Genomic DNA, 24,527 nt, shown 5'->3' on the forward strand with positions numbered 1-24,527 from the left:
AACCGGACACACTTACAGGGCATAGACCCCTAAACATAGGAACGGCCCCTGGACCCACAGGCCGAAAAGATTAAAGATAGCCCCTGAACCTGTTCATTTAGGCAAATGGGGCTGATACTTTGAATTTCTCCTTTATCCACTGCGCCGATATTCATCTGGATAGCCCCATGCAGGGGCTGGATGGCACCTTGCGGGAAAAATTACCCCCAGGGTTATTGGAAAACCTTACCCGAAATGCCTGGGTACGTCTGATTGATGAAGCCATCGCCAAGCAGGTCGCTTTTGTGACCGTTGCGGGTGACCTGTATGATGGAGATTGGAAAGATTATCGAACGGGCCTCTTTTTTGCTGCCCAGGCCCAACGGTTACAGCAGGTAGGGATTCCACTGATTATTCTTTTGGGTAACCATGATGCCCAGAGTAAATTAACCAAATCCTTAACCCTGCCGGATAATGTACAGATTCTGGATCATAAAAAGCCCCAAACCATCCTTTTAGCCCCCTATCAAACCGCCATTCACGGTTGGAGCTACCCCCGGGCCGCTATGCATGAAAACATGGTGGTTGAGTATCCAGAAGCGCACCCCGACTTTTTTAATATCGGCCTACTACATACCGCCATGGACGGCCGTGAAGGGCACGACCCTTACGCCCCTTGCCGTAAACAGGATCTACTGGCACTTCATTACCACTACTGGGGTTTGGGCCACGCGCATACCTGCGAAGCACTACACACAGACCCCCCCATTTGGTACAGCGGTAATCTACAAGGACGACATATTCGTGAAACCGGTGCCAAAGGGTACCTACAGGTCGATGTAACAGACCAACAGGTGACTCAGGTTACCCACTGCCCTGTGGATGACCTGCGCTGGGCCCATGTGAACCTAAGCTTGGAAGAGACCGAACCACATGTGTGGCTACAGGCCATTCGCACCCATCTACAGAGCAACCATCAAGATAGCCCCCTGTTGGTTCGGTTGACACTGCATGGTCGCAGCCCCCTATTTAAGGATCTGGACCATCTTTATGCTGAGTGTGATGTTGCCGCACAAGAGATCAGCCACCAGTTATGGATTGAAAAAATTCGTATCAAAGCCCCCAAACAGACCGCCAACCTCAGTAGCGGCAATCGTCACGACCTTTTATCGCTGGTCGCTGAACTGGCACAGGATCCTGAGCAGCAACACTTCATACAGGCCGCCATGCTGGAACAGATGCGTGGACCGGCCAAAAAACGGTTGGAAGCCATTATCCAAGAAGGTGCGCTCAACACTGCCCTTGAAGAGGGGCTGGCCCTACTGGATGCACGTTTGTCGGAGGGGGAAGCATGAAGATCCAACAGCTAACCCTCAGCCGTTATGGCCATTTTACAGACCACACGTTAGACCTGGGCAAGCATGCTGGTTTAACCCTTATTGTCGGTCATAATGAAGCGGGAAAATCTACCACACGCAACAGTATTGTCGATTTACTGTTTGGTATGGAGAGTCGCTCAAAATTTAATTTCCTGCATAACTACAATGACATGCGCCTTGAGGCCATCTTGGAACATCAAGGACACCCGCACACCCTAAAACGGGTAAAAGGCAATAAAAATACCCTGCGTGATGAGCAAGACCGACCACAACCGGAAAGTCTACTGACCGGTATGTTGGGGGGCATTAGCCGCGCAGCCTATCAAAATCTGTTTGCCCTGTCCCATGAGCAATTACGCCGGGGTGGTGCCGAAATGGCCCAAGCCAAAGGCGACCTGGGTGAACTACTGTTTGGGGCATCTGGCAGTTTACAAGGTGCAGGGGGTCTAAAAGCCCAACTGGCTAAAGAGGTCGGCAACTGGCACGGCTTGAACAAACGAACCACCCCTATGGCCACAGCACGCGCTGCCATGGAGCAGGCTCAAGCGGATCTAAAGGCGATTAGTGTTACTGAAAACCAGTGGGTAAAAGCTCAGCAGATTTTTGAACAGGCCAAGGCCCATGATCAAACCATCCGTCAGAGTTATCAAACACAAATGCAGCAGTACAAGCAGCTACAACGCTTACATCAGCTGATCCCCTACCTGATGGAGATGGATCAACTCCAAGCCAGACGCCAACCCCTACTCACAGAACCTTCGTTAGATCGCGCCCTACCCCAGCGCTGGCAAACGCTAGAAACCGCATGGCTGGAACTACAAGGACAGATGGATCGTAGCCAAACCCTGCAGCAAAGTACCACGGCACGGCTGGACGTATTACCACCCACAGTCCCCTGGCTACATCGGGAAGCAGAGCTCCATGAGCTGGAAACCCGGCGGGATGAAGTGCTGAGAGATCAACACCTCAGCCAAACTTTGGATGAAGAGCTGCAAACCCTGCAAACCTCCATGGCTCAGCTCGCCCAACAACTGGGTTACGGCCTGGAGATCTCCCTACAGACCCTACAGGCCAAGCAACCCTCTACCATGCAAATTCAAACTTTGCAGGAGCTGGTTACCGAGCAGACACACCTACAACAAACCAAGCAACAACTTCTGCAACAGTGGGAAGAGGCCCAACATCGGGTAAAAACACTGGAGCTGAAACAGAAAAAAAAGCAGGTCTCGCCACTGGATTTGGAGCAGTTAAAAACCACGTTCACCCAACTGGGCAACCATGCGCCCTTGCATCAGGAGAGCCAGTGTCACGAACAGCGTATGAACGATCAACAAGCCCTGCATCAAGCCTTGGCCCAGTTGAGCTGTTGGCATGGAGAGCTTGATGCTTTGCAGCAACTGGTTATCCCAACACCCGAGCAGCGCCAGCACCAGAACAAAACATTTGAACACCTTCAGCAGCAGGAACAGAGCCTCAGTCAGCACAAAGAGAGCCTGCAACGACGTATGGAGCAGATCCAAACCCAGCTTGAGCAACTTAAAGAGCAGGGGGACCTGCCCACCCCCCAACGTATGGAAGAGATTCGTCAACAGCGCGATGACCAATGGCATGCCTTGATCAAACAGTGGCCCCAAAAGATTGAAGCCCAGCAACAGCAGCACTATGAAGCACTGGTACAACACGCCGATCAACTGGCCGATACCCGTGAGGCCTACACCAAGCAGATCCATGCCCTAGAGCGCACCCAAAGTGAAGCGCAGCAGCAACAACAGTTGATCAACCAACATCAACAGCAGTGGCAACAGTTACAACAAGCTCAACAAACGTGGTGGCAACAGTGGCGTACACTCTGGCCTGAAACCTTGCAGAATCTCACCCCACAACAGATTGAAAGCTGGCTGCAACAGCGCCAAAAGGTACTGGATGCACAACGGGCCTTATTCAAAAGTGAAGAGCAGGCCGAACGGGCCACTCAACAGCTACAAGATGCATGTGAGACCTTACGTCAAGCGCTGTTACCCTGGCAAAAAGACAGTGATGAAACCGCTTCGTTCACAGCGCTGTTCAGCCGTTTAGAAGCCGCGCATAACTGGGCACAACAGCAGGTTGCTGCCCAACAGGCTATAGACGATCAACGGTTGGATAGTCAGTTGATTAAGGAGCAGATCGAAGCCAAACAGACCGCATGGCAGCAACACCATGCGCAGTGGCAACAGCAGTGGCAACAGACCACAGCCAACGTTAATCTACCCAGTGATCAACCCATTCATGAAATTCACACCTGGATTAACCAGTGGCAGGAGCTCGCCAAACTGCTCACCCAACACAGCCAAAAAAGCCAACAACGGCAGACCTTACAGCAACGTTTGCAACAGTTTGAACAGCAAGCAGATCAACTGCTTGAACAAGTAGGCTTTACCCCTGCTCAGGCAGATCAACGCTTGGCTGCCATGGCCACCTGGCGTGAAGCCACAACCCAAGCCAAATCGGTGGAACAACAGCGAACATCCCTGCATCACGAACAAGAAAAACAGCATAAACAGGCCCAACAACTGGCCGCGACCCAGGCTGATCTTACCGCCCAACGCCGTACCCTTATGCAACAGTGTGGGGTTGAAGATCCTAAAGCTATGGCTGAGCGGTTCGAACGCGCTCGCCTGCGTCAGGATTTGGATCAACAATGGAGCCAAAAACTTCAGCAGTTACAAGAGATAACCGATGGGTGGGATTTGCAACAAGCCAGGGACGCTGTCGCAGGTGTTGAACGGGAAGAGATTAAACAACAGATACAGGCCACCGAACAAACCCTGGCGGAGTGGGATGACAAACAGCGAGAAGCCAGCCAAGCCCGACAAGAAGCGGCAGAGGCCGTTGCTGCCCTTGAAGCTGGAGACCCCGCTAAAATGGCCCAATCTTTGGCAGATGCCCAAGCAGAGGTGGACCGGGTTACCCGTCATTGGATGGCCGCCTTTACGGCAGAACAGCTCTTTAAAGCCGCTTTGGAACGCTATGCTTTATCCCACCGCGGGCCGGTGTTGGAATCCGCCCGGCACCATTTTAAACAGCTAACCGATGGTCGGTTTGAAGATTTGGTTATCGATTATGGGAGTGGTAAGGATGCCATACTCATGGTACGCCGTTGTCAGGATCATATAACACTCACAACCGACGCCTTAAGTGATGGCACATTGGATCAGCTCTATCTGGCTTTACGTCTGGCGGCGGTTGAACACCATGTGGACCAGTTGGGGCATGGGCTGCCCTTTATTGCAGATGATCTGTTTGTACACTTTGATGATCAACGAACCATGGCCGGACTACAGACACTTGCTCAACTGAGTCGCAAAACCCAGGTATTGCTCTTTACCCATCACCCCCATTTGGCAGAGCTGGCCCAAACCCATATTGGTGACTACTGTACACTTTTAGAGCTTGGCTAGGTTAATCCCCTTCTTTAGAAGAAGGCTCATAGATCGGTAAAAAAAGCTGACAGGATTGAGTGTTCCACGTCTCATCTTTTTCTATCTCTTCACGAACGGGTACTTTCTCTTCTTTTTTACCGCGTTTAGACATAGGGCTCCCTAAACGGCTTAACATCTGCTCCCCCTCCTCCATGGTGGTCAAAAAATGATCACTGATATGCCACTGGGGATTGAGCAATGGGGACTCCACCAAATGCAGCATGGTTGCGGAAACATCCAGTGCTGCCATGGTGCTGTCCAAACCTGCATGGGACTGAACCCCATGTTTGGCCGCCTCTTCCAGGTCAAAGATCGCGGCATCCAAGCGTACATCCAATTGGCGGATGGTATCACGCATTTCCGAAGCACCATGCCCCACCCGGGTTAAGGCGTGTACGGTATCACGCATATCCATAATGGCGGCATCACTACGGCTCAAGTTGGTCTTTGCCGCCTCCATAGCCTCCTGCGCCTGTTCTGAACGATCTAAAAAGGTGCGAATCAACGCTTTTTCCAGACGGCGGCGTCGCCCAAATGGCATCCAACGACCATGCTTCTGTTCACTCACCTCTGTCACACCATGCACCAACCAACGAATGGCCGTATTGGCTTTAATACGTTTGACCAGATGCATAATACAACAGGAACTGGAGTCTTCCTCACACGCACCATGGGCCCCAAAAGCCCCGACGCCAATGAGTGCTGAGTGCACCCGCTCGGCATGGCTATCATGCACAATGGCAGATGCTTTGGCGCACAGTAGCCGCATACGGGTCAGGCGATCCAACAGCTGTGTATGGGGTGAATCTGCAATACAGGGAATACGGCGACATACTTCCTCAATATGACCAAGACGCCGCTCCATAATATCCAAACGTAGACTACCCAAACCTTCCAGCTCCCAAATAACAGCTTGGGCAACATCCCTTAGATCATCCCGAGCCTCTTGAAAGCTCTCCTTGGCATGCTGATCCATCGCTTTAGCCGCACGGGACTGTTGTTCAGCTTGGCTACCTTCCTGGACGGCCATTCCAGTTAGAATACCTTTGGCCAATAGATGCATGGGAAACATAGAAACCCACCTTAGAGATGTTATGACTGAACATAACCGATAAATTCTTGCACCCTCACATGAAGATGCTACCCAACAACTAGCAGATACGGGGCCATCCTGGTCCCCACTGACAATTGATATTTATAATGGGTAATATTCATGAAAATAGCCTTGAGAGCTATGAAAACATGAATTATTTCAGTCTATTGTATTTGTATGCTGCTGTGAAGGAAAACAGATGAAAAAGGGATGATGATGCCACGACAGGACCGTCATATATGCCTATAAAGCCCGTTGATATAACGATGTATTGAACAGTATACAGATGGGGATAAGGCGTAAAAAAAAGCGGCACCTTTTTCTTAGGGCAAAGAAAAAGGTGCCGACTCACCCCATGGGTATAAGCAGAATGTCATCCATGGGGCTGGGGTCATGTTACTGGCCTGCTGAACGGGGGAAGTTTCGATCAGGACTGTCACATCGGCCACCACCACGATGTGATTTGCGGTGGTGACCACGACCCTTAAACTTAAACATTTGTTGGCGAATATCCGAAGGAAGCGACGTTGCGGCCTGCATCATCATACGATGGGCAGACTCCTGAGCCTGTTGTGCATGCAGGCGCAGTTCACTAAAAGCCTGGTCCAAAGCCGCTTGATCAACCTGATCATTAACAAGCAGGGTATGTACTTGCCGCTTCTTTTGGTGCAGTTGACGCATGGAGTCCCGCATGGTGGGCATATGATCTTGCACAATAGGCCTAAGCTGTTGACGGGTTTGCGGATCTAAATGCCGCATGGCATGGCCCATCATGTATGGCCCCCCTATCGTTGGGCCATGCATGGCCCGATACAAGGGTCCACCACGCCAGTAGGAGATACCTAGCATACCCACAAAAAAGAGATTCAAGGCGACGGAAACAAACAGTATTACCACCAACCATCGGGGAAGATTTTTCATGGTCACCACTCCGGTAACTGCTCGGGCCCATAAGCCAGCAGTCGCCACGCCTCCATATTTTCACTCTCAGCGACCAACGGTTCGCTGGGGCTGATTTCATCAGGAATCTGCATACCCACCAACACACCAAACATGATGGATGCCGCCAGTGCTACAGTGGGTTGCCATACCCGTTCAAACGGCCACAGACGCCGGAAAAGGGATTCACGCGGTGCCGGCACATCCAACAACAAACGACCGATCAGGGCACTATCGGGTAAGGGTGGCGGTGCGATATCCAACCACTCATCCAGGCTCTGAGCTTCGGTACACACCCCCTGTAAATGAGGCTTGTGCGCCAAAAGGGTTAGTGCTGGCTGACGTTCTGCTTCTGGCCAGCGCTGGGCATCTGCCCCGTAGGCATCCACTAGCTCTTGTAGTCGTTGTTCTGTCATGGTTGCATCTAAGTTGGCCATGGTGAACTCCTTACGCTCCCCGATCCAGATCGGCCAGCAGGGACCGTAGTTGCTTACGACCCCGACTGAGCAGGGACTCCAACGCTTTAACACCAATTTCCATAATCTCAGCCGCTTCTTGCTGGGTAAATCCTTGATGATGCACCAAGGTAATGGCCGCACATTGGCGCCGAGGCAAGGCGGCCAAAGCGGCCTCAATACGGGCTGCTTTTTGCTGACGTTGATGGTATTGGTGCAGATCTTGGCGTGGATCCTCTGGTTCAGCAATGCTGTCCAGAGAAACACCACTTTTTTTCCGCAATCGATCCATACATAAATTATAGGTTACGCGGTGCAACCATGTATGGATGCGTGCCTCAGGCCGCCAAGAACGGGCCTGTTTCCACAAACGTAAAAAGGCATCTTGTACCACATCTTCCGCCTCAGCTTCCCAACCATCCAGCAGGCGGCGCGCCAACCCATAAAGGGGATTGGCGTGGTTGCGCACCAACTGTTGGGCTGCCTGTTCATCACCCGATGCAACCTGTTGCAGAAGCTCTGCATCAGTCTGTGCACTCTCAGTGAGCAGGCGTTGAGCCTCGGCGGTATGGGCCAATTGAAGCATGCCTTATTCAAACCAAAAAAAAGGGGGGCCGTCAAACGATCCCCCCTAAGGGGGAACTTATTGACCGGTTGTGTTGGGACCAACCCAACGTGGTGTTTGTTGACCATAGGCCCAAGGAGGCATGCCATATCCGGGGTACATACCATAAGCAGGTACCCAACCTTGGCCCCAACCTTGGCCCATGCCACGGCCCATACCCTGACCACGTTGCATACCACACCCTTGACCAGAGCCCTTACCAGCACTATGTCCCATCATGGTGCGATGGTGCATACCTTTATGTTGACTATGCATGCCACAACGATGCTTGCCCATACCTGGCTTGCCTGCCGCAAACTCCTTGGCATCGACCTTTCCATCACCATCGCTATCCAAACGATTGAGCTTGCTCTGCATATGGGCCCGTCGTTTGGCCTTCTTAGCCTGAATCACCTCATCCACAGAGAGAAAACCATCTTTATCGGTATCAATGGCTTTAAACCGTTCGGTCCGGTGGGCTTGCCACTCTTCTGCTGAAATGGTGCCATTACCATCGGTATCCGCCATTTTCATACCATGACCTTTACCGTGGCAGGAGCCGCCCCCAGAGCCAGCCCAAACATGGTTGGCCGTTAAACCGAAGCCGACAATCGTCGCAATGGCTAGTAGTGCGGTTCCTTTTTTCATGACACCCTCCAACAGGTTAATAATAGAGCTGTGTTTCTCATGCTCTCTTGCCTGTTAAACGGGGGGCTAGCAAAAACCCTTCGGGAAAAATGACACTAGGGGGGAATTTAGCGATAAAACATTGAGGATGCTTGGGCCCTAAGCTTGGATCTTTGGTCCATTAAGGCTCAGGCCAAGCCTTCAGCAACTGTGGAATTTTGCGTGGTGATTGGGGTTGCGCTCAGCAGATCTTGCACCGTGACCCCTTGCAGGGCAGAACGGATGGATTGGTTGATCACCGCCCAATGGGGTCGCATGTGGCACGCTTCGTATTGATCACAATGGTCGGTCTGTTCATCGTCACAGCAATCGGTAATGGCAACCGTGGTGCCTTCCAGTGCCGTAATCAATGATTCCAGAGAGATCTCTTTGGGGGCTTTGGCCAGACGGTAGCCACCTTTCAGGCCGCGTACACTACACAACAGTTCTGAACGAACCATGATCTTAAGGACTTTACGCACACTGGGTTCTGGTAACTTGGTATGCTGAGCAATATCATTGGCACTATGCACCACTTCTGGAGCTTGGGCCATATGCATCATCACCAAGGTACCATAGTCGGTCATTCGGCTCAGACGTAACATGAATCGCACACCTCTGCTGCATGGGATGAAAGGTCTAACCACCATCATCGCATAAACAGAGCCTGGATTGGTACTATTAAGATTGGGAAATCTGTCGGAAGGTCACCCTCCACAGCCCATAACGCAGGTGTGGAGGGTGTTTGCCACTAAACGGTAAAGCGGCGAACCATCTCATCTAGCTTGTTACTGTTATTGGAGAGCTTTTCAGCATAATCCTTAACTTCTTGAGAAATGTCTTCAAACTCTCCCGTCACCTGACCAATGTTATCCATGGTATTGGCCACACTCCGGGTGGTTTCTGCCGCATCGTTTACATGTTCAGCCACTTGATTTTGACTCTGCGAGGCCTCTTCAACCTGATGGTTGATCATCTCCACCCCACCGCTACTTTCTGAAACCCGCGCCGCAACCTCGCCAATACCCTGGGAAATCTCACCTAAGGATCGTGAAGCTTCACCCATTTGATTGGTCAGCGAGCCCATTTGGTTGGAGACATCATCGGTAATCACAGCGGTTTGGTCCATGGTTTCTGAAACCCGCTTGAGGATAAGCTCCTGCTCATCCGCAACTTGATTAAGGCCGGTGTTTTCTTGATGGATACGCTGGATAACCGCGGTCATCTCTTTACTGCCACGCGAGGCTTGCCCTGTGCCATCTTGAATACTATCGACCTGCAAACCAATGTTTGAGGTGGCCTCAGCCGTTTGCCGCGCCAACTCTTTAACCTCATTGGCCACCACCGCAAAACCTTTACCTGACTCACCCGCCCCTGCAGCTTCAATGGAGGCATTGAGCGCCAACATGTTGGTCTGTTCTGCAATATCATTAATAAGATCAACGACCTTACCAATCTCCTGTGCGGATTTTTCTAACTCCCCAGCCAGGGTATTGGTGGACTCTGCCTGATCGGCGGCTTTTTCAGAACCCTGTCCAGCACTGGTACAGCGATGACGCATCTCCCGTACCGCCTCTTCCAGTTCCTGAACCGCTTCACGAACCGTATGAACCGCACCGCGGTTCTGACTCGCACCTTGGTTGATCGATTCTAATGAGTTATCCACATGCTTTACGGCATCAGCCACACCGGTTAACCCTGCATCTGCTTGTTCACTGGCCGCAGAGATGGCACTCATATCCGTACTCATGTGTGCAATCGCTTCAGATATGGTACGCAGGTTATCATTACTATTACCCACAGAGACCGAAACCTCTTCCATCTTCTGGCTGACTTCCTTCGAGATATCACACGCCTCATTGGCATGACTACGCATATCGCTGGCACCATGGGTTAAATGGCTAGAGACATCCAACAATTTTTGTGAAGCCATACCCATACTTTGTGACTGTTGAGTAATCTCCTGCACCAATTGCTGCAAAGATTGGGTCATACGTAACATGGCGTTAATGATGCTGTCGGGCTGACTCTGCTGTGCTTTTTGTACAGCCTTAGGGTTAATGACCAAATTACCACTGGCAACCTTAGAGGCCATTTCAGAGAGCTGTTTGGGTTCACACCCCAATGAACTGAGAATGGATTTACCCACCACATAGCCAATAACAATCGTCAACAACAGGGCAAAGAACAGATAGATGCCAGCCTCCAGGCCATCTTCAAAAAAGATCTCATCGACATCATCAATGTAAATACCTGAACCAATAATCCAGCCCCATGGTTTAAACAGTTTTACATAGGATACTTTAGGTGAGGGAATTTCCGCTTTAGGTTTGGTCCAGTGATAATCCACCAAACCCGCCCCATCCCCTTTAACCTCTTCAACCATGGCGTTGAAGAGAAATTTACCCGCTTTATCTTTAACTTTAGAGAGATCTTTACCATCCAGCTGAGGTTTCAGTGGATGCATAATCATGGTGGGGTTTGTATCGTTAATCCAGAAGTAGTTACCGCCATCATAACGAAGAACCTTAACCATCTCCTTGGCCATGGTTTGGGCATCGGTGCGGCTAAGCTCACCTAACTTCTCAAGCTGTTGGTAGTGCACCAACAAGCTATAAGCTGCTTCAACTTCCATTTGAATAAAGCTGTAACGATCTTCCAACATTCGATCTTTTTTGGAGTCGATAAACTTCAACCCAATAAAAATCATAAACAAACTGGCCAAACCAATAATCATGCCCAAACGGGCACGCAAAGTATAATTGGAGAGATTACCCATGATGTCGGTCCCCACCAGACGCTTTTGACAAACCCAAGCACAGGCTACAAAACAACCTTTTTTTGTAGCGAATTGTACAACCTTACACAGCCTTCACTGGCTTTTTATTGAGTAAATGTATCAACACAATGTGGTAACACGAGATCTTTAACAAAAATACTGCTTATAACTTCTACTAGAAATGATCATTTGAATATAAGCCATTCATTCTTATAATCGATTTAGCCATCCAATACTTTGATAGGATATCATAAATTTTGAATCTCACAAATTATTACGCGTATTTTGTTGTGTAAAATAGAGATCTATACTTATATCTTTGCATATTAGTTTATGTACATATTCTGCAATAAGCCTTATTTAACGGAATAACCGATATTCTTACGATCTATAAAGGTTTTGCTGTTTTTGTTATATCCTTAGCTTCACGCTATAACCCATTAAAAAGCATGCTACATATATGTTGAGTAATATAACAACAATTGGTTCCCATTCACATAAAGCATGACTTTAAAAATGCTTACTTAAAGCCTTTTTTTGATCTTCAAGGTTGCATGCGCACACCTATGGCATCATAATGTAATGGTTATATTTTCATATATTTAGCCTGCGACAACCCCTGTTAATTCTTTTGGTAATGACACCTATGCAGATCCCTTGGCAACAACTGTTAAGCACCCAACGTCATGGTAATCGATCTCGTAGTAGTTTTGATCGCCGCAACGCGTTTGAGACCGATCTGGATCGCATTACCTTTTCCACACCCTTTCGTCGGTTAAAAGATAAGACGCAGGTACATGCGCTGCCAGACAACGATCATGTGCGCAACCGGTTAACACATAGTTTAGAAACAGCATCGGTGGGTCGATCTTTGGGCGTGGCAGCCGGTGATCGATTAATGGATGAACAGGGCGGCTGTGACGGGTTAACCCCCTCCCACTTTGGCAATGTGGTACAGGCTGCTTGTCTGGCCCATGACATTGGCAACCCACCCTTTGGCCATGCCGGTGAGGATGCCATTCGTCGCTGGTTTAAAGAAAACCAGTCTGTTCTTGATGCGTTAACCGACGATCAAAAGACAGATTTTTTATCATTTGAGGGTAATGCACAGGGTTTTCGCATACTTACTCAGCTGGAATATGGACGTCAGGAGGGGGGCTTACGACTAACCCATGGGGTTTTGGCGGCTTTTAGTAAATATCCCCGCAGTGGGCGCTCTATGACCATACATAATGCGGCACAAAGAAAGAATGGTCTCTATCAATCGGAATTAGATGCCTTTGCACAGGTCGCTCAGAGTACCGGTTTAAAGCCAATCAACGATCAAGCTTGGCAACGGCACCCGTTGGCTTATCTTATGGAGGCCGCTGACGATATCTGTTACGCCCCCATTGATCTGGAAGATGGCTTTGAACTGGGGTGGATCTCCTACCCAGAAATTCGGGCGTTGCTGGATCCCATCGCTCAATATGCCATTCGCGAACGTGGTTCCCAACTGGAACAAGTGCGTTTTTTGCGCACCATGAGCATCGCCAAGCTTATTGGTGCCGCCGTCGACCAGTTTATTGAACAGCTACCAGAGATCATCTCTGGCACCTTTAGCCAAACCCTCGTGGGCAGCAGCCCTTTAGGTGATGCCGTTAAACAAGCCAAACAAGCCGCACGTGAGAAAATTTTTAATCATGAAGCGGTTGTTTTGCGTATTGCCACAGGTCATCGGGTACTCACCGGTTTAATGGATATTTACTATCCGGTGTTTATGGCTCTCCATCAACAGCAGTGGCAGATCGAACAACTACCCAGCTATGAAAGGCACTTAGCCCATCTACTTGGGGAAGATCTGCTACAGACCATGCAGGAAAAACCCACCCAGAGTACATATGCGGTTTTACAGTGTTTAACGGATACCATCTCCGCCATGACCGATGGCCAAGCGATGCGATTATTCAGACGTTTAAATGGTATTGAACTTTAAAGAATGGCCAGACCAACCAGAAGTGCCACATACATACCATAGAGTGCCACCCCTATAATGGGCAGCAAGCGTCCGATAAAGGCATAGAGGATCGGAAAGAGACTGAGGGTGAGGTAAACAAGAAAAACCACCAGCAATCGGGTGGTCAGTGGTTCGCTGCTTAAACCGTGCAGAGCACTACCTTCAACCCACCCCAGGTGGGTCAGTATTTCCAACCCACCACGAGCCAGAAAAACCATGGTGATCACCCCGTGGGTGACCACCATGGCTCGACTAACTGGCTGTAGAGATTGAAACCAGGCTTTTAAAGTGGGCATGCCATTTCCTAATCCCGGCATGAAGCACAGCAACTAGCTTCCTGAAAATGCATAAAAAAAACCCAACCAGCGGAGAGCCGATCGGGTCAGCAAGAGTTTGCACGCTGATAATTATAAAACAGTGCGGTACGTTTACAAACCCTTTTTTTAACTTTTCGGTGCTTTTTTTTGAGAAACCCCTGTAAAGAGGGGAATTAGACAGTAGAAAAGCGAAGATAGGATGGCCCAATTAGGATAGCGAAGGCACCTAGACGTGGGACCGTTTCAACAACTACCTCTTTTTCAACCCGCTGACAAGGGATTTTACGCACCTGCTGCGGCTCTTCCATCCCATGGTAGGATAGCGGGCCGCCAAGGCTCCCAAGTCCAAAGCCCTTGACGCTGATCACAACTCCCCCGCAACCGCCAAAGTGGAATACGTTGCAAATGGTCTGGTGCATCCTGGTCTTGATCGTAAAAGCGGGCTGCCGCTTGGCCATTTGGCTGATTAAACCAATGCTGCATGACCAGTTGATAGAGATTGGCCATATGCCCACCTTCAACCGGCAGGTCTGACCACCCCCCGGTACTGCTATAAAGGGCCAATAGAGGTGCAAAGCGGTGCTCTAAACAGCGTTTTTTACCCAACTTCACCCCTTCATGCATGGCACCCCCATGAATGATAATGATTAAAGGCCGGTGGGCAAAAAGCTTTTTCAGAGCCTCTACCTTGGCCAGAACCGCGCCATTGAACCCTTTTAAAGCCATCATAAAACGCATGCGCTGGTGGGCACGCCACAACCCATCACCATATGGATTTTCAACCATCAGCTTAGGTAGCGCCAAATGTTCCATCACAAAAAGGGGGCGTTTATCTTGTGGCAAATTTGTATAGCGATAGGACAGAGCCTGATGGAGTAGCCGTTGGGACTGGATATGCTGAACCTTTTCTATGCGCTGATGTAACGCTGGCCAAGGAATGGCTCGTAATAATTGCTGCTCCAATGGGTTTAAGACGGGGTTTGTGGTGATGTGTAGATTTTCACCCATGTGTGACAAATAGGGTGCCTGCTGTTGGGCATCCATATAATAGGTACGGTACCCTTGGCTTTTAATAAAATGCAACCAGGGGCGTTGGGCCATCTCCTCTTTGACCAGCCACTGCAACCAGGTGTGGGAAAGCGGTTGTTCCAACACCTGTTCAAACAGCTTGGTTTCCATACCCCACATGGCCCATAGCGCCATGTCTGGTTGGGGGTGGTTCATCAAGCTGTCTTCAATAATCCGAAAACCTGCCTTGCTTAACCCTTGCTGGAAGGCAACATTTTTACCATAGGCGTTTGCTTGCAGTACATCCGCACGGGGATAGCCTTGCAGCTGAATTTGAACAATGACTGGGGCTGCATCGTGTTTAAAGGGCTGGTTTTGTACGGCACCCACCCCTTGAAGTTGCTGTTTAAAAGCTCGTAACTGCTGCAACTGGGGCCAGGGTAGCCACTGGCTGAAAAGCGCCATCCAAAACATCACCACGACACCATTAAGCACCACCGTTACAGCAGGACCCCACTGCGGACGTACCATCAAGTACCCCCAAACGGTACCGATCAAAAAGGTCGCCGCCCATAAAGGGTCCCACACCATCAATACGGCTGTGATGACAGCACTGCCCAGCATAATAGGGCTCCAGTAACGCAGCCGTTTATCCCATAACAGCACCCCCCCCCATACCGCCAAAAGCAGGATAAGCAGCGCAGCCCAGCTTAATGAGGGCAGAGCGATGGGGCCCATGGTGCCGATAAATAGATAGAGGGTATGTGCATGGTCTAACAGAAAGGAGGTCGCGGGTTCTGTCAATAGAACCATCAGCGTAAATACCGCCGCTCGGTGCGCGGTACGTAACAACCATAGCCCAAACAGATAGATCAACAGAGCCAGTGAATAGAGCAGAAACAACGGCCGGACAGCCTGCTCCAGTGCAAACAGGTGGGGTGCTTGCAAAATCCACCACACCACAGGTAGAGGCACCAGTAGCAATAAATACCACGGTAAGGTCGGAAAACGGCACCAAGCGGTACCCAGTGCATGCCACAGTGTCTTGCCCATGGTCACCACGCAATGGTTTACAATGGCCACGATGGCCTATCTGTTTAGAAACAGATCATACCACTTTGGTTCAATTGCAACCATGGACAGCCAATGGCTAAACAGACCTAGTTGATGCAGGGGTCCAAATCAATAACCACCTGACGCACCACACCCAGCAAGGTGTAACGATGGTGTGATAGATCAACAATGGGATAACGTGGATTAAGGGGCTTTAAATAACGCGCGCCACCTTCCAAAACAAGCTGTTTAAAGGTCGCTTCCGGTTCACCTTCTAGATGCACCACAACCAGATAATTGTTTTCTGCAACGCAACTTGGGTCTACTAAAATGGTTGAACCCTCTGGCACCTTAGGTTCCATAGAGTCACCATGTACGCGTAACGCATAGGCGTTTTCACCAAAAGCCTTGGTGACCTCTACAGACTCTTGCAGCTCTGCGTCCATCTCCACCAAACTGGTCTGCACCCAGCTCATCACGTCAGACCAATTGAGGACAGGCAGTTGGCGAACCATACGGTTTGGATCACCGGGCATTAACTCCCGCAGGGGACCTTTACCAATGGCCAACCACTCCGGCCGAACACCCAGCACTTGGGCAAACTCAGCGGTATAACCTGAACGTTTGGTATGCCCAGCGCACACATGCTGTACGGTTTGAGGACGAATACCCACCCGCCGGGCTAATTCTGATTGTGACATACCTGCTTGATCCAAGGCTTGGCACAGACGATCACCCAACGTAGATATTTCACCAGCAGGGACGGTTAAGTTATGCGTTGAGGAGAGGGGGTTATCCTCGCTCAAATGTCTTTTCATCTTTATATCCTTATGTGCGGATAAATGACCGTTTAACGCGCCTTACAGAGAAATACCGTCACCCCTAACCGTATATCTCTATTGCACAGGCCACATGTGGCCCTAGCCAAAGGTTACTATGTCGCACCAATGCTAAATGTATCTGGCTTAATGTTCCCTCTAATCGACACCCTAATTAAGCAACCGGTCAAAGCAAGATGGCTCGTTCATCTTGACCTAGAAACAATGATTGCCCACAATTCCCTATACCGCATGAAATATGGCAGATCATTGCTTGCCGAATATGACACATTTTGTCAGTTTTTATCGTGAACTTTCAAGATATTGGCATACACCCTATATGCCTTACACCCATACAAGAATAACACATTATCACATCCATCCGGAAACGTGAATTCTAATTTAAAGGGTAACATTTTGTTCCATTAATAACTCTTTAGGTAACAAACAGCGGACATTACATTTATTGATTGATCGTTTAAAACTCCCTATGAACAAAGGAAGTCAGTGATGCAAAAGATTGGATTTATTGGGCTCGGCATTATGGGATCGGCCATGGCTAACAATTGCCACAACGCTGGATACCCCATCACCGTATATAATAGAAGTTTTGATAAGCTGACACCTTTTGTTGAGAAAGGTATTGCCACCACCAAGACACCACGAGCCTTAGCGGAACAGTGTGATATCTTGATCATTATGGTCAGTGATCCTGAAGCATTATTGGCCATTTTAACAGACGATGAAGGCATTATTGACACAGAATTGACAAATAAAGTGGTGATCAACGCCAGCACGGTCTCTGTGGAAGCCAGTGAACACGCAGCCAAGTTGGTTGAAAAGGCGGGGGGCACCTTCCTCGATGCACCGGTCTCAGGAAGTAAAATTCCCGCCCAAACCGCCAAACTGGTCTTTTTAGCGGGTGGCGATAGCTCAGTTATGGACCGTTGTGAAGATCTACTACTCACCATGGGTAGCAGCATGATCCGCTGTGGTAAGGTCGGTGATGGTACCCGTATGAAGCTGGCGATGAATCTTCTAATGTCAGGCATGGTCCAGGCGTTGGGTGAAAGTTTAATGTTGGTTCGCCAAAGTGGGCTGGATGATCAACTGTTCATGCAAGCGGTTAAAAACAGTGTTCTCTTTGCCCCTATTTTGGGCATGAAAGGTGAGGCATTCCTCAACCGTGATTTTGATGCCCACTTTCCCTTACATCTCCTGTTTAAGGATCTTAATCTTATTCAGGATGAAGCCCGTCAAAATGGCGTTTCTCTACCGGCCGGTGAAGCGATTCGTCACTGCTATGCACAAGCCATGGAGCAGAATCTTGGTGGCCTAGATATTGCTGCCATACTACAAATTTTGGAACAATACGCCGGGGTAAAAACCCAGACGTAAATTTTATCAAGATCTGTAGGTGACACATGTCCAGCAGCCCCCCATCCCAACTGCAACGGCTCCTGGCAGATGCTGAAGAACATCTGCTACGGGGCCGTTTACCCACCGCCTGGAACCAGCTGGATCGTGCCCGACGTAATCATCCCAATGATCCTGGTATTTTGGCTTTAATGACGCAGATCCAGATCGAACGCGGGGATGGTCTACAGGCCGAAAAACTGGCACTTATGGCCACCACAGCCCACCCCAATGATGGTCGTGGCCATTTGGCCCTGGGAGATGCACAGGCACTGTTGGGCAAAAGTGATGACGCTGAAAACAGTTGGAAAACTGCAGCACGTTTGGAGGGAAGCGACCCAGAGCCCCATGTACGTATTGCGCAATTGGCAGAAAAAGAAAAACGCTTTGCTGAGGCAGAGAGTGCTGCTGATCGGGCACTTGCTCTGAAAAGTGATCATATTCTGGCCACATTCATTCGTGCCCGATGTGATGCGATTCGCAATCAACCTGATCAAGGGGCCAAACGGTTACTTAAACTCTCTATCGGCAATATGCTACCTGCCGAGCGTGTCGGTTACTATTTTGAATTGGCTCACCATCAACGGGACGCACGCCGTTTTCAACAAGCCTTTGAAAGCTACAGTGAGGCCAACCGACTACAAGGCCTCATGGGTAAAGAGGGTACACCCCCACCCAGTGCTGAACAGCTGATGCCGGAGCTGGTTAAATGGACAGCCCAACTAACCCCCCAATGGGTTGCCACCCATACCCCTGCCCTACCACCCGAAGGCGCTGAGCCGGTCTTTATTGTGGGCTATCCCCGCAGTGGATTAACCTTGCTGACCCAAATGCTTGCTGCACATCCTCGATTGGTGGTGATGAGTGGTTACCGGTTACCTGAAGAGATCCGAGCCCTCTTGGGGCCACAGGGCTATCCGCAAGGTTTGGCACAACTGGATGCGCCGCGCATCCGCGCCATGCGGCAAATGTACTACAAAAAGGTACAGAGCGTTGTCGGTGAACTGCCCCCAGCCGCTACTTTGCTGGATGTCCACCCACTCCACCTGTTGGATCTACCCTTAATTCAGCGCATTTTTCCCACTGCCCGGATTATTCATGTGGTTCGACACCCTATGGATAGTGTTCTGCAATGTTATATCCGGCAGGATCAAAGCCATGATCCCGCAACCCTTAGCGCAGGTTCTATTAAAGGTGCGGTGGCGCTTTATGTGGCGATGATGAACTTCTTCAATACCAGCCATCGGGTCAAACCACTACCAACGATGTTTTTGAGGTATGAGTCGATTATTGAGAACATGCCTCTGGCGCTTCAGGGCATGCTCAAATTTTTGAACATTGTGTGGGATGATGCCATACGCCGTTACCGTGGGGTACCTATGCGGCGCCTGTACACGCAACATGAGCTGGCCGAGCAGATCGACCCTTTGCATGGCCGACAAGTGGATCTATGGCCATCATTTCATCAAAATTTGCGCCCTTTTATACCGATGCTGGACCCATACGCACAGTTCTTGGGATATCCCAAGCTCAGCACCATTCCACCAAGGCGTTAATTCTGGTTGGTATGTCGATCACAAAAAAAGCCCAAACCCTGAAATAGGGTTTGGGCTTTTTTTATAATGACGACAACGGTCGCAAAAAAGATTGCGACTTACTTGTTGCCTGCCAAGAACTCAATGATAGCTTTACGATGCTTAGCGTTCTTTGCACCTTTAAGCTTGAAAGTCATTTTGGACTTAGCTTTTTTGTCACCCAAGAACTTGCGAAGGAACTTGGTGGGGTCCTGAAGGTACTCATCCAGGTTAGTCTCATCCCAAACCAAGCCTTTGGCGCCAGCGCCAGGCAGAACAGATTTTTTGTTGTACTTGAACTTGGCATTGGTACCAGCAGTAGCACCCATAATGGCAAACAGGTTAGGACCTTGCTTACCTTTTTTGCCAGATTCCCAACTGTGGCAGGCACGGCACTTCTTCATGGCTTTGTCGCTAGCGGCTTCAGCGGTACCGGCAAATCCAGCAACAGTCATCGCGGCAGCCAGGGCAATGTGGGCAAACTTCATGGTTGTGTTCCTCCAAAAACTACGGCACAAGTAGAATCAGATGTTTTGTCTGAGTTGCGGATTTTAGCCCATTTGTTTCACTGGGCCAACAAAAATGGTGACAAAGCAGTACGATAAGTAACCATTTTTGGTAGCAATACTGAGACATCTACGCACCTAAACCTATATTGTACCTGGGATATCTGTAATTTCCAGAATGTATGGTTGCAAATTGTTTTTTTTATTACAATTGCGGTCATCATCCTCGGATTTACCTATAAATAGGCAAACAACAGGTCCATTTTTTGATCTTGCCCAACTTTATTTTTATAGATAAAGGGAGCGCCTATCCTACCATAAGCGCTCCCTTATCTCATTCACCCGATGGACCCAAGTGACTTAACCCAGTATGTGGGGTGTGCGATCGGCTTTAGGCCGAGGTTCTCGAATAGGCTCACCTGTGATCATAAAATAGATATCTTCGACCACACTGGTCAGATGATCACCCATCCGTTCCATATCTCGTGCCATGAATAGAATATGTGTTGAACCACTGATTTCATCATGGTGGTTGGTCATATGCTGTAGCGTTTCACCAAATATGGTGTTGTGCAACACATCCACCTCTTCATCCCCACTCCATACACGCAAGACCTTACCGATATGCTTTTGGGTATAGGCCTCTATACACTCCTTAATACCCTCTGCCACACAGTTGGCCATTTGCATCATGGGTTCAATCGAACAGTGAAGTGTTTGATCACTCAGGGTATGGATACGACGTGCAACATCTTTGGTGTAATCACCCATGCGTTCTAAATGTTGGGCCATTCGCATGGCGGTAATGGCAACCCGCAGGTCCACCGCCACAGGTTGACGCAGTGCGATAAAGCGTAACGCTAGCCGTTCTACTTCCACCTGCATGGCATCCAGCTTTGCATCTTCTACAACCACACCATCGGCTAGCTCAGCCTGCATACCACGCAGTGCCTGAATAACCGTATCCAACTGGGCACCAACTTGGGTCAGCATATGCAAAATTTGCTCTTCTATACCCTTCAGATCCCCATCGACTGCACGAAATATATGGTTGGGTAATGGCGCATTCATCGCCTGCCTCCTTGGCTCGTGTCTATAAGGGCATCACCCTTCCACACGATGACTAAACTGTGATGAATATCTCTTTCCATACTCATTCATCCCAATGAATCAACCGCTGTTTCGTCTCGCTCTAAGCGATATTTCAATGACTTACAGCAGGAACGACTCACGGAATTCTTCTTTTCATCTCCATAATGTCATGCAATCTTCATATTGTCGACTATTCTTTGTCAAAAACAAGGTGGCTATTTTTTTTCAACCCACTCAACAGGGGGTGCAAAGTCGTTTGGGGGAACCTATATATAGGAGCGCATCTCTTATACCCTTCTAGGGGTTAAGAACGATTTTGCTTTATTAAGAAGGTACATGTGACATGAACGTATGGTTCGAGACACAGCTGTTAAAGTTTGAAAAGCTGCGTAATAACAAGCTATTTGAGCTTATGGTGATCTTTGTGATCATCTTCTCCGCTCTGGTCATTGGTGCCAAAACCTTTGAGGTCGGTTCAACACTGGATGTTGTATTGAATCTCTTAGATGTTGCCATCACCATCTTCTTCCTGGTGGAAATCAGCATTCGGATGTTGGCAGACCGCTCGTTAAAAAAGTTTTTTAGTCAGGGTTGGAATGTCTTCGATTTTATCATTGTCACCATCAGCCTTATCCCCATGGCAGAGGCTGATTTGGCACTGGTTGCGCGTCTGCTGCGCATCTTCCGGGTATTAAGACTGGTTTCCATTATCCCAGAACTACGTATTCTAATCAGTGCGCTGTTTCGTGCCCTGCCCCGTATGGGCTATGTGGCACTGCTTATGTTCATCATTTTCTACATCTACGCGGCACTGGGTAGTTTTCTGTTTGAAGGGGTTAATCCCATCTTATGGGGGGACATCGCCATTGCCCTGTTAACACTTTTCCGGGTCTCCACATTTGAGGATTGGACCGATGTGATGTATGAGACCATGGAGGTCTACCCATTAAGCTGGATCTTCTACCTGACTTTCATCTTTTTAACCGCTTTTGTGTTTTTAAACATGATGATCGGTATTGTGGTGGATGTGCTTCAAGAGGAGCATGAAAAACATAACCGGGAAACCGGCGAGGGAGAAGCAGGCGAAGTGCATCAACTGGTTATACAGAATGAAGAACTCAAAGAGCGCTTAACCCGTATTGAGGCGCTGCTTTTAAAAAACCAAGCGTGAGTATAACCCCCCCCGCTCCGCCTAACCGATTTGGTGGATAAGACGTAGCGGGGGAGTTTTTTATTTTAGGATATACAGCAACGCCAAAGGCATGCTGACCACACTGGCCAGATTACCCATCAAAACCATAGCCGCAACCTGTTTAGGCTCCTGATCAAAGCGTTCTGCCATCATATAATTCAGTACCGCTGGCGGAAGCACCGCAAAAAGAATTAAATAGGCCAAATGGTTCTCAGGTAACGGGATAAAGGGCATAACCATCAGTAACGCCAATAAGCCGCTCAGCGGACTCACGATGCCCGAGAGCAGGCCGATACGCCAATGACTCAGATCCATAGAGGTCAGGCGTACCCCCAAAGAGAACAGCATCAAGGGAATAGCCACCTGGCCCAGCATGGTAATGGGCAAGGCGACCCCATGGGGCAGTTGCCAACCCTGAATACTAAACAGCAAACCAGCGATTGAACTGAGGATAATGGGGCTACGTAGCAGGGCTGCAATACCTGCTTTGGCATTCAGCATCCAGCTACCCAGCGTAAAGTGCAGGGTGTTTTCCACCATAAACAGAATAATCGCAGCAGGTAGTGCTTCCTCACCAAACGCCAATACGGCCAAAGGAATACCCATGTTTCCCGAGTTGGTAAACATCATGGGGGGAACAAAGGTTTTCCATGCATATCCGCCCCACCGGGCAACTGGCCATGCCAACAGACCAGAGATCAGTACAATCAGTAAAGCAGCCAACGCCATCCATCGGTAGGTCACCAGATCCGGGGTTTGCCTGGATAACACATCAAAAATCAATGCCGGGATAAAGACATCAATCGAGATACGGTTAACCAACGCCATATCGGGTTGATGACGTCGCCCATAGAGATACCCCACACCAACCATGGCCAGGATAGGGAACAGAATTTCAAACAGCTTTTGTGCCAGTAACATGGGGTTTACATATCGTTTTAAAAAGGGAAGAAGAGGCTGAGCATAGTCAGGGTATGCCATGGGATCAAGCAGATAGATTTTGATGCCTATGCAGATCCACAATAACCATGTCAACATGGCCACTGTAAAGACCCTTACCTCACCTTAAAGGATACTGACCATGGATCCCCAGCCCTCTCTCACCCCCCAACAACGGGATCATTTAGTCAATAAGCTGAAAGCCTATTTATTGGATGAGATGGAGCTGGATGCCGGACGGTTTGAAACCGAGTTTTTGTTGGATTTCATTACCAAAGAGATGGGGGGGTATTTTTACAACCATGGACTTAAAGATGCTCGAGCCATTCTAGAAGCCAAGCTGGTGCAGATTGATGATGAAATTTATGAAAAAGAGATGCCCACTGACCATGTGTAAAATCAACCGCTCCCCCTGTTGTATTAAAACCAAGCGGTCCAATCTATGGTTTGCGCTGCTGTTAGGCTTAGCTGTGATGAGCGGGTTACCAACAGCAGTCCAGGCAGACATGAATGTGGCCACCTGGAATATCTATGGCGGACGCAGTGCCCCAGATAAACGCTATGATGCACTTTTTAATATTCTGCAACCACTCAAGCCCCATGTCATTGCCCTGCAAGAGGTAGATGAACCCTTTTTGCACAGGGCCGTTCAACAGCCAGCTTTAGGCAACCATAAGGCTGTTTCCACCCCGGACTGTCTGCAAGGTGGTTTGGCTTTTTTGGTCAACCTACCGGTTATGCACCGGTACTGCCTGGATCTACCCGGTCCCCTGGGGCGTAAAGCACTGTTTGTAGAAGTGAAGAAAAAGGGCCAAAACTGGCTCTTTGTGACCCTGCATCTTGAGAGTTTTTTAGAGGACGGGCCTTGGCGTCAAAAGCAGTTGGCTAAGATCAAACCCCTTTTCCAACGCTACCCTGCACCGCATAAAGTTCTACTGGGGGATTTTAATTTTGGTGATGCTGAGCATAAAACCGCAGCGGTGTTAGCATCCTTTCAGCTCCTGGATATCTGGCGTCTACGCCACCCTGGGCAACCCGGTTTTAGCTGGGACCGTACCCGCAATTACATGGCCGACCGCAACAGCTTTGATCAGGAACCCAGCCGCCGTTTGGACCGGATACTCCTAAAATCGTCCACCATGCAGCCTAAGCATATAACCCTGTTGGGCACACAATCCATTGGCGCTGCAGCCCTGCCTTGGCAAACCTTGTTTCCATCCGACCATTTTGGGTTATTTGCTCAGTTTGCAGAATAACCGCA

At 49.3% G+C, this 24,527-nt stretch carries 21 protein-coding genes; 8 read left to right on the top strand and 13 right to left on the bottom strand.

The window, feature by feature from the left end:
- The first annotated feature begins 119 nt into the window (after positions 1–119).
- Together V5T57_RS02285 and V5T57_RS02290 are read left to right on the top strand one after the other, a co-directional pair.
- The gene (locus V5T57_RS02285; RefSeq protein WP_332889537.1) at positions 120–1,334 is read left to right on the top strand and encodes a metallophosphoesterase family protein; all 1,215 of its coding nucleotides are present in this window, start codon (positions 120–122) and stop codon (positions 1,332–1,334) included.
- Positions 1,331–4,798, top strand: coding sequence for an AAA family ATPase (locus V5T57_RS02290; RefSeq protein WP_332889538.1), 3,468 nt, complete (start codon positions 1,331–1,333; stop codon positions 4,796–4,798). The genes V5T57_RS02285 and V5T57_RS02290 overlap by 4 nt, the downstream gene beginning before the upstream one ends.
- A gap of 1 nt (position 4,799) precedes the next feature.
- Here the strand turns inward: V5T57_RS02290 and V5T57_RS02295 are convergent, their stop codons facing one another.
- The 7 genes from V5T57_RS02295 to V5T57_RS02325 form a co-directional block, all read right to left on the bottom strand.
- Positions 4,800–5,891, bottom strand: coding sequence for a hypothetical protein (locus V5T57_RS02295; protein WP_332889539.1), 1,092 nt, complete (start codon positions 5,889–5,891; stop codon positions 4,800–4,802).
- Between the two features lie 417 nt (positions 5,892–6,308).
- On the bottom strand, positions 6,309–6,833 hold the full coding sequence (locus V5T57_RS02300; protein ID WP_332889541.1) for a periplasmic heavy metal sensor: 525 nt from the start codon (positions 6,831–6,833) through the stop codon (positions 6,309–6,311).
- 2 nt (positions 6,834–6,835) lie between these two features.
- Positions 6,836–7,288 (bottom strand): hypothetical protein, encoded by a 453-nt coding sequence (locus V5T57_RS02305; protein WP_332889542.1) that lies wholly within the window; start codon positions 7,286–7,288, stop codon positions 6,836–6,838.
- Positions 7,289–7,298: 10 nt separating this feature from the next.
- The gene (locus V5T57_RS02310) at positions 7,299–7,892 is read right to left on the bottom strand and encodes a sigma-70 family RNA polymerase sigma factor (protein WP_332889543.1); all 594 of its coding nucleotides are present in this window, start codon (positions 7,890–7,892) and stop codon (positions 7,299–7,301) included.
- Between the two features lie 57 nt (positions 7,893–7,949).
- Positions 7,950–8,558 (bottom strand): EF-hand domain-containing protein, encoded by a 609-nt coding sequence (locus tag V5T57_RS02315; protein ID WP_332889544.1) that lies wholly within the window; start codon positions 8,556–8,558, stop codon positions 7,950–7,952.
- A gap of 167 nt (positions 8,559–8,725) precedes the next feature.
- Positions 8,726–9,181 carry an SUF system Fe-S cluster assembly regulator gene (locus tag V5T57_RS02320; protein ID WP_332889545.1) on the bottom strand — a complete coding sequence of 152 codons (456 nt, stop codon included), beginning with the start codon at positions 9,179–9,181 and terminating at the stop codon, positions 8,726–8,728.
- 146 nt (positions 9,182–9,327) lie between these two features.
- A complete protein-coding gene (locus V5T57_RS02325; protein ID WP_332889546.1) occupies positions 9,328–11,355 on the bottom strand; it encodes a methyl-accepting chemotaxis protein in 2,028 nt (675 codons plus the stop codon).
- A 646-nt stretch (positions 11,356–12,001) separates the two neighbouring features.
- On the opposite strand from V5T57_RS02325, the gene V5T57_RS02330 reads away from it, so the two are divergent.
- A complete protein-coding gene (locus tag V5T57_RS02330; RefSeq protein WP_332889547.1) occupies positions 12,002–13,330 on the top strand; it encodes a deoxyguanosinetriphosphate triphosphohydrolase in 1,329 nt (442 codons plus the stop codon).
- On the opposite strand, the gene V5T57_RS02335 is transcribed toward V5T57_RS02330, so the two are convergent.
- The 3 genes from V5T57_RS02335 to V5T57_RS02345 all read right to left on the bottom strand — a co-directional run bounded on the left by V5T57_RS02335 (position 13,327) and on the right by V5T57_RS02345 (position 16,547).
- On the bottom strand, positions 13,327–13,647 hold the full coding sequence (locus tag V5T57_RS02335) for a hypothetical protein (protein WP_332889548.1): 321 nt from the start codon (positions 13,645–13,647) through the stop codon (positions 13,327–13,329). The two genes, V5T57_RS02330 and V5T57_RS02335, sit on opposite strands and share 4 nt — an antisense overlap.
- Before the next feature lie 303 nt (positions 13,648–13,950).
- Complete coding sequence (locus tag V5T57_RS02340) at positions 13,951–15,729, bottom strand: hypothetical protein (protein WP_332889549.1); 1,779 nt, start codon at positions 15,727–15,729, stop codon at positions 13,951–13,953.
- 107 nt (positions 15,730–15,836) lie between these two features.
- Positions 15,837–16,547: a LexA family protein gene (locus V5T57_RS02345; protein ID WP_332889550.1), complete on the bottom strand. Its 711-nt coding sequence runs from the start codon at positions 16,545–16,547 to the stop codon at positions 15,837–15,839.
- Positions 16,548–17,057: 510 nt separating this feature from the next.
- On the opposite strand from V5T57_RS02345, the gene V5T57_RS02350 reads away from it, so the two are divergent.
- Both V5T57_RS02350 and V5T57_RS02355 read left to right on the top strand, forming a co-directional pair.
- On the top strand, positions 17,058–17,945 hold the full coding sequence (locus tag V5T57_RS02350; protein WP_332889551.1) for an NAD(P)-dependent oxidoreductase: 888 nt from the start codon (positions 17,058–17,060) through the stop codon (positions 17,943–17,945).
- Positions 17,946–17,971: 26 nt separating this feature from the next.
- A complete protein-coding gene (locus V5T57_RS02355) occupies positions 17,972–19,519 on the top strand; it encodes a tetratricopeptide repeat-containing sulfotransferase family protein (protein WP_332889552.1) in 1,548 nt (515 codons plus the stop codon).
- A 98-nt stretch (positions 19,520–19,617) separates the two neighbouring features.
- Here the strand turns inward: V5T57_RS02355 and V5T57_RS02360 are convergent, their stop codons facing one another.
- Positions 19,618–20,025 (bottom strand): c-type cytochrome, encoded by a 408-nt coding sequence (locus V5T57_RS02360; RefSeq protein ID WP_332889553.1) that lies wholly within the window; start codon positions 20,023–20,025, stop codon positions 19,618–19,620.
- 378 nt (positions 20,026–20,403) lie between these two features.
- The gene (gene phoU, locus V5T57_RS02365) at positions 20,404–21,114 is read right to left on the bottom strand and encodes a phosphate signaling complex protein PhoU (RefSeq protein ID WP_332889554.1); all 711 of its coding nucleotides are present in this window, start codon (positions 21,112–21,114) and stop codon (positions 20,404–20,406) included.
- 364 nt (positions 21,115–21,478) lie between these two features.
- On the opposite strand from phoU, the gene V5T57_RS02370 reads away from it, so the two are divergent.
- Entirely contained in the window at positions 21,479–22,306 is an 828-nt protein-coding gene (locus tag V5T57_RS02370) for an ion transporter (protein WP_332889555.1), read from the top strand.
- A 60-nt stretch (positions 22,307–22,366) separates the two neighbouring features.
- Here the strand turns inward: V5T57_RS02370 and V5T57_RS02375 are convergent, their stop codons facing one another.
- Positions 22,367–23,365 (bottom strand): AEC family transporter, encoded by a 999-nt coding sequence (locus tag V5T57_RS02375; RefSeq protein WP_332889674.1) that lies wholly within the window; start codon positions 23,363–23,365, stop codon positions 22,367–22,369.
- Positions 23,366–23,408: 43 nt separating this feature from the next.
- On the opposite strand from V5T57_RS02375, the gene V5T57_RS02380 reads away from it, so the two are divergent.
- Positions 23,409–23,663 (top strand): DUF2164 domain-containing protein, encoded by a 255-nt coding sequence (locus V5T57_RS02380; RefSeq protein ID WP_332889556.1) that lies wholly within the window; start codon positions 23,409–23,411, stop codon positions 23,661–23,663.
- Positions 23,664–23,739: 76 nt separating this feature from the next.
- Positions 23,740–24,522 (top strand): endonuclease/exonuclease/phosphatase family protein, encoded by a 783-nt coding sequence (locus tag V5T57_RS02385; protein WP_332889557.1) that lies wholly within the window; start codon positions 23,740–23,742, stop codon positions 24,520–24,522.
- Positions 24,523–24,527 lie beyond the last annotated feature (5 nt).

The organism is Magnetococcus sp. PR-3 (genome assembly GCF_036689865.1).
Taxonomy (GTDB): domain Bacteria; phylum Pseudomonadota; class Magnetococcia; order Magnetococcales; family Magnetococcaceae; genus Magnetococcus.

What these genes read in the sequence shown, in the direction of transcription:
- V5T57_RS02290 (WP_332889538.1), top strand. Translation starts at nt 1,331, where the DNA reads ATGAAGATCCAACAGCTAACCCTCAGCCGTTATGGCCATTTTACAGAC.
- V5T57_RS02295 (WP_332889539.1), bottom strand. Translation starts at nt 5,891, where the DNA reads ATGTTTCCCATGCATCTATTGGCCAAAGGTATTCTAACTGGAATGGCC.
- V5T57_RS02300 (WP_332889541.1), bottom strand. Translation starts at nt 6,833, where the DNA reads ATGAAAAATCTTCCCCGATGGTTGGTGGTAATACTGTTTGTTTCCGTC.
- V5T57_RS02305 (WP_332889542.1), bottom strand. Translation starts at nt 7,288, where the DNA reads ATGGCCAACTTAGATGCAACCATGACAGAACAACGACTACAAGAGCTA.
- V5T57_RS02310 (WP_332889543.1), bottom strand. Translation starts at nt 7,892, where the DNA reads ATGCTTCAATTGGCCCATACCGCCGAGGCTCAACGCCTGCTCACTGAG.
- V5T57_RS02315 (WP_332889544.1), bottom strand. Translation starts at nt 8,558, where the DNA reads ATGAAAAAAGGAACCGCACTACTAGCCATTGCGACGATTGTCGGCTTC.
- V5T57_RS02320 (WP_332889545.1), bottom strand. Translation starts at nt 9,181, where the DNA reads ATGTTACGTCTGAGCCGAATGACCGACTATGGTACCTTGGTGATGATG.
- V5T57_RS02325 (WP_332889546.1), bottom strand. Translation starts at nt 11,355, where the DNA reads ATGGGTAATCTCTCCAATTATACTTTGCGTGCCCGTTTGGGCATGATT.
- V5T57_RS02330 (WP_332889547.1), top strand. Translation starts at nt 12,002, where the DNA reads ATGCAGATCCCTTGGCAACAACTGTTAAGCACCCAACGTCATGGTAAT.
- V5T57_RS02335 (WP_332889548.1), bottom strand. Translation starts at nt 13,647, where the DNA reads ATGCCCACTTTAAAAGCCTGGTTTCAATCTCTACAGCCAGTTAGTCGA.
- V5T57_RS02340 (WP_332889549.1), bottom strand. Translation starts at nt 15,729, where the DNA reads ATGGGCAAGACACTGTGGCATGCACTGGGTACCGCTTGGTGCCGTTTT.
- V5T57_RS02345 (WP_332889550.1), bottom strand. Translation starts at nt 16,547, where the DNA reads ATGAAAAGACATTTGAGCGAGGATAACCCCCTCTCCTCAACGCATAAC.
- V5T57_RS02350 (WP_332889551.1), top strand. Translation starts at nt 17,058, where the DNA reads ATGCAAAAGATTGGATTTATTGGGCTCGGCATTATGGGATCGGCCATG.
- V5T57_RS02355 (WP_332889552.1), top strand. Translation starts at nt 17,972, where the DNA reads ATGTCCAGCAGCCCCCCATCCCAACTGCAACGGCTCCTGGCAGATGCT.
- V5T57_RS02360 (WP_332889553.1), bottom strand. Translation starts at nt 20,025, where the DNA reads ATGAAGTTTGCCCACATTGCCCTGGCTGCCGCGATGACTGTTGCTGGA.
- phoU (WP_332889554.1), bottom strand. Translation starts at nt 21,114, where the DNA reads ATGAATGCGCCATTACCCAACCATATATTTCGTGCAGTCGATGGGGAT.
- V5T57_RS02370 (WP_332889555.1), top strand. Translation starts at nt 21,479, where the DNA reads ATGAACGTATGGTTCGAGACACAGCTGTTAAAGTTTGAAAAGCTGCGT.
- V5T57_RS02375 (WP_332889674.1), bottom strand. Translation starts at nt 23,365, where the DNA reads ATGTTGACATGGTTATTGTGGATCTGCATAGGCATCAAAATCTATCTG.
- V5T57_RS02380 (WP_332889556.1), top strand. Translation starts at nt 23,409, where the DNA reads ATGGATCCCCAGCCCTCTCTCACCCCCCAACAACGGGATCATTTAGTC.
- V5T57_RS02385 (WP_332889557.1), top strand. Translation starts at nt 23,740, where the DNA reads ATGAGCGGGTTACCAACAGCAGTCCAGGCAGACATGAATGTGGCCACC.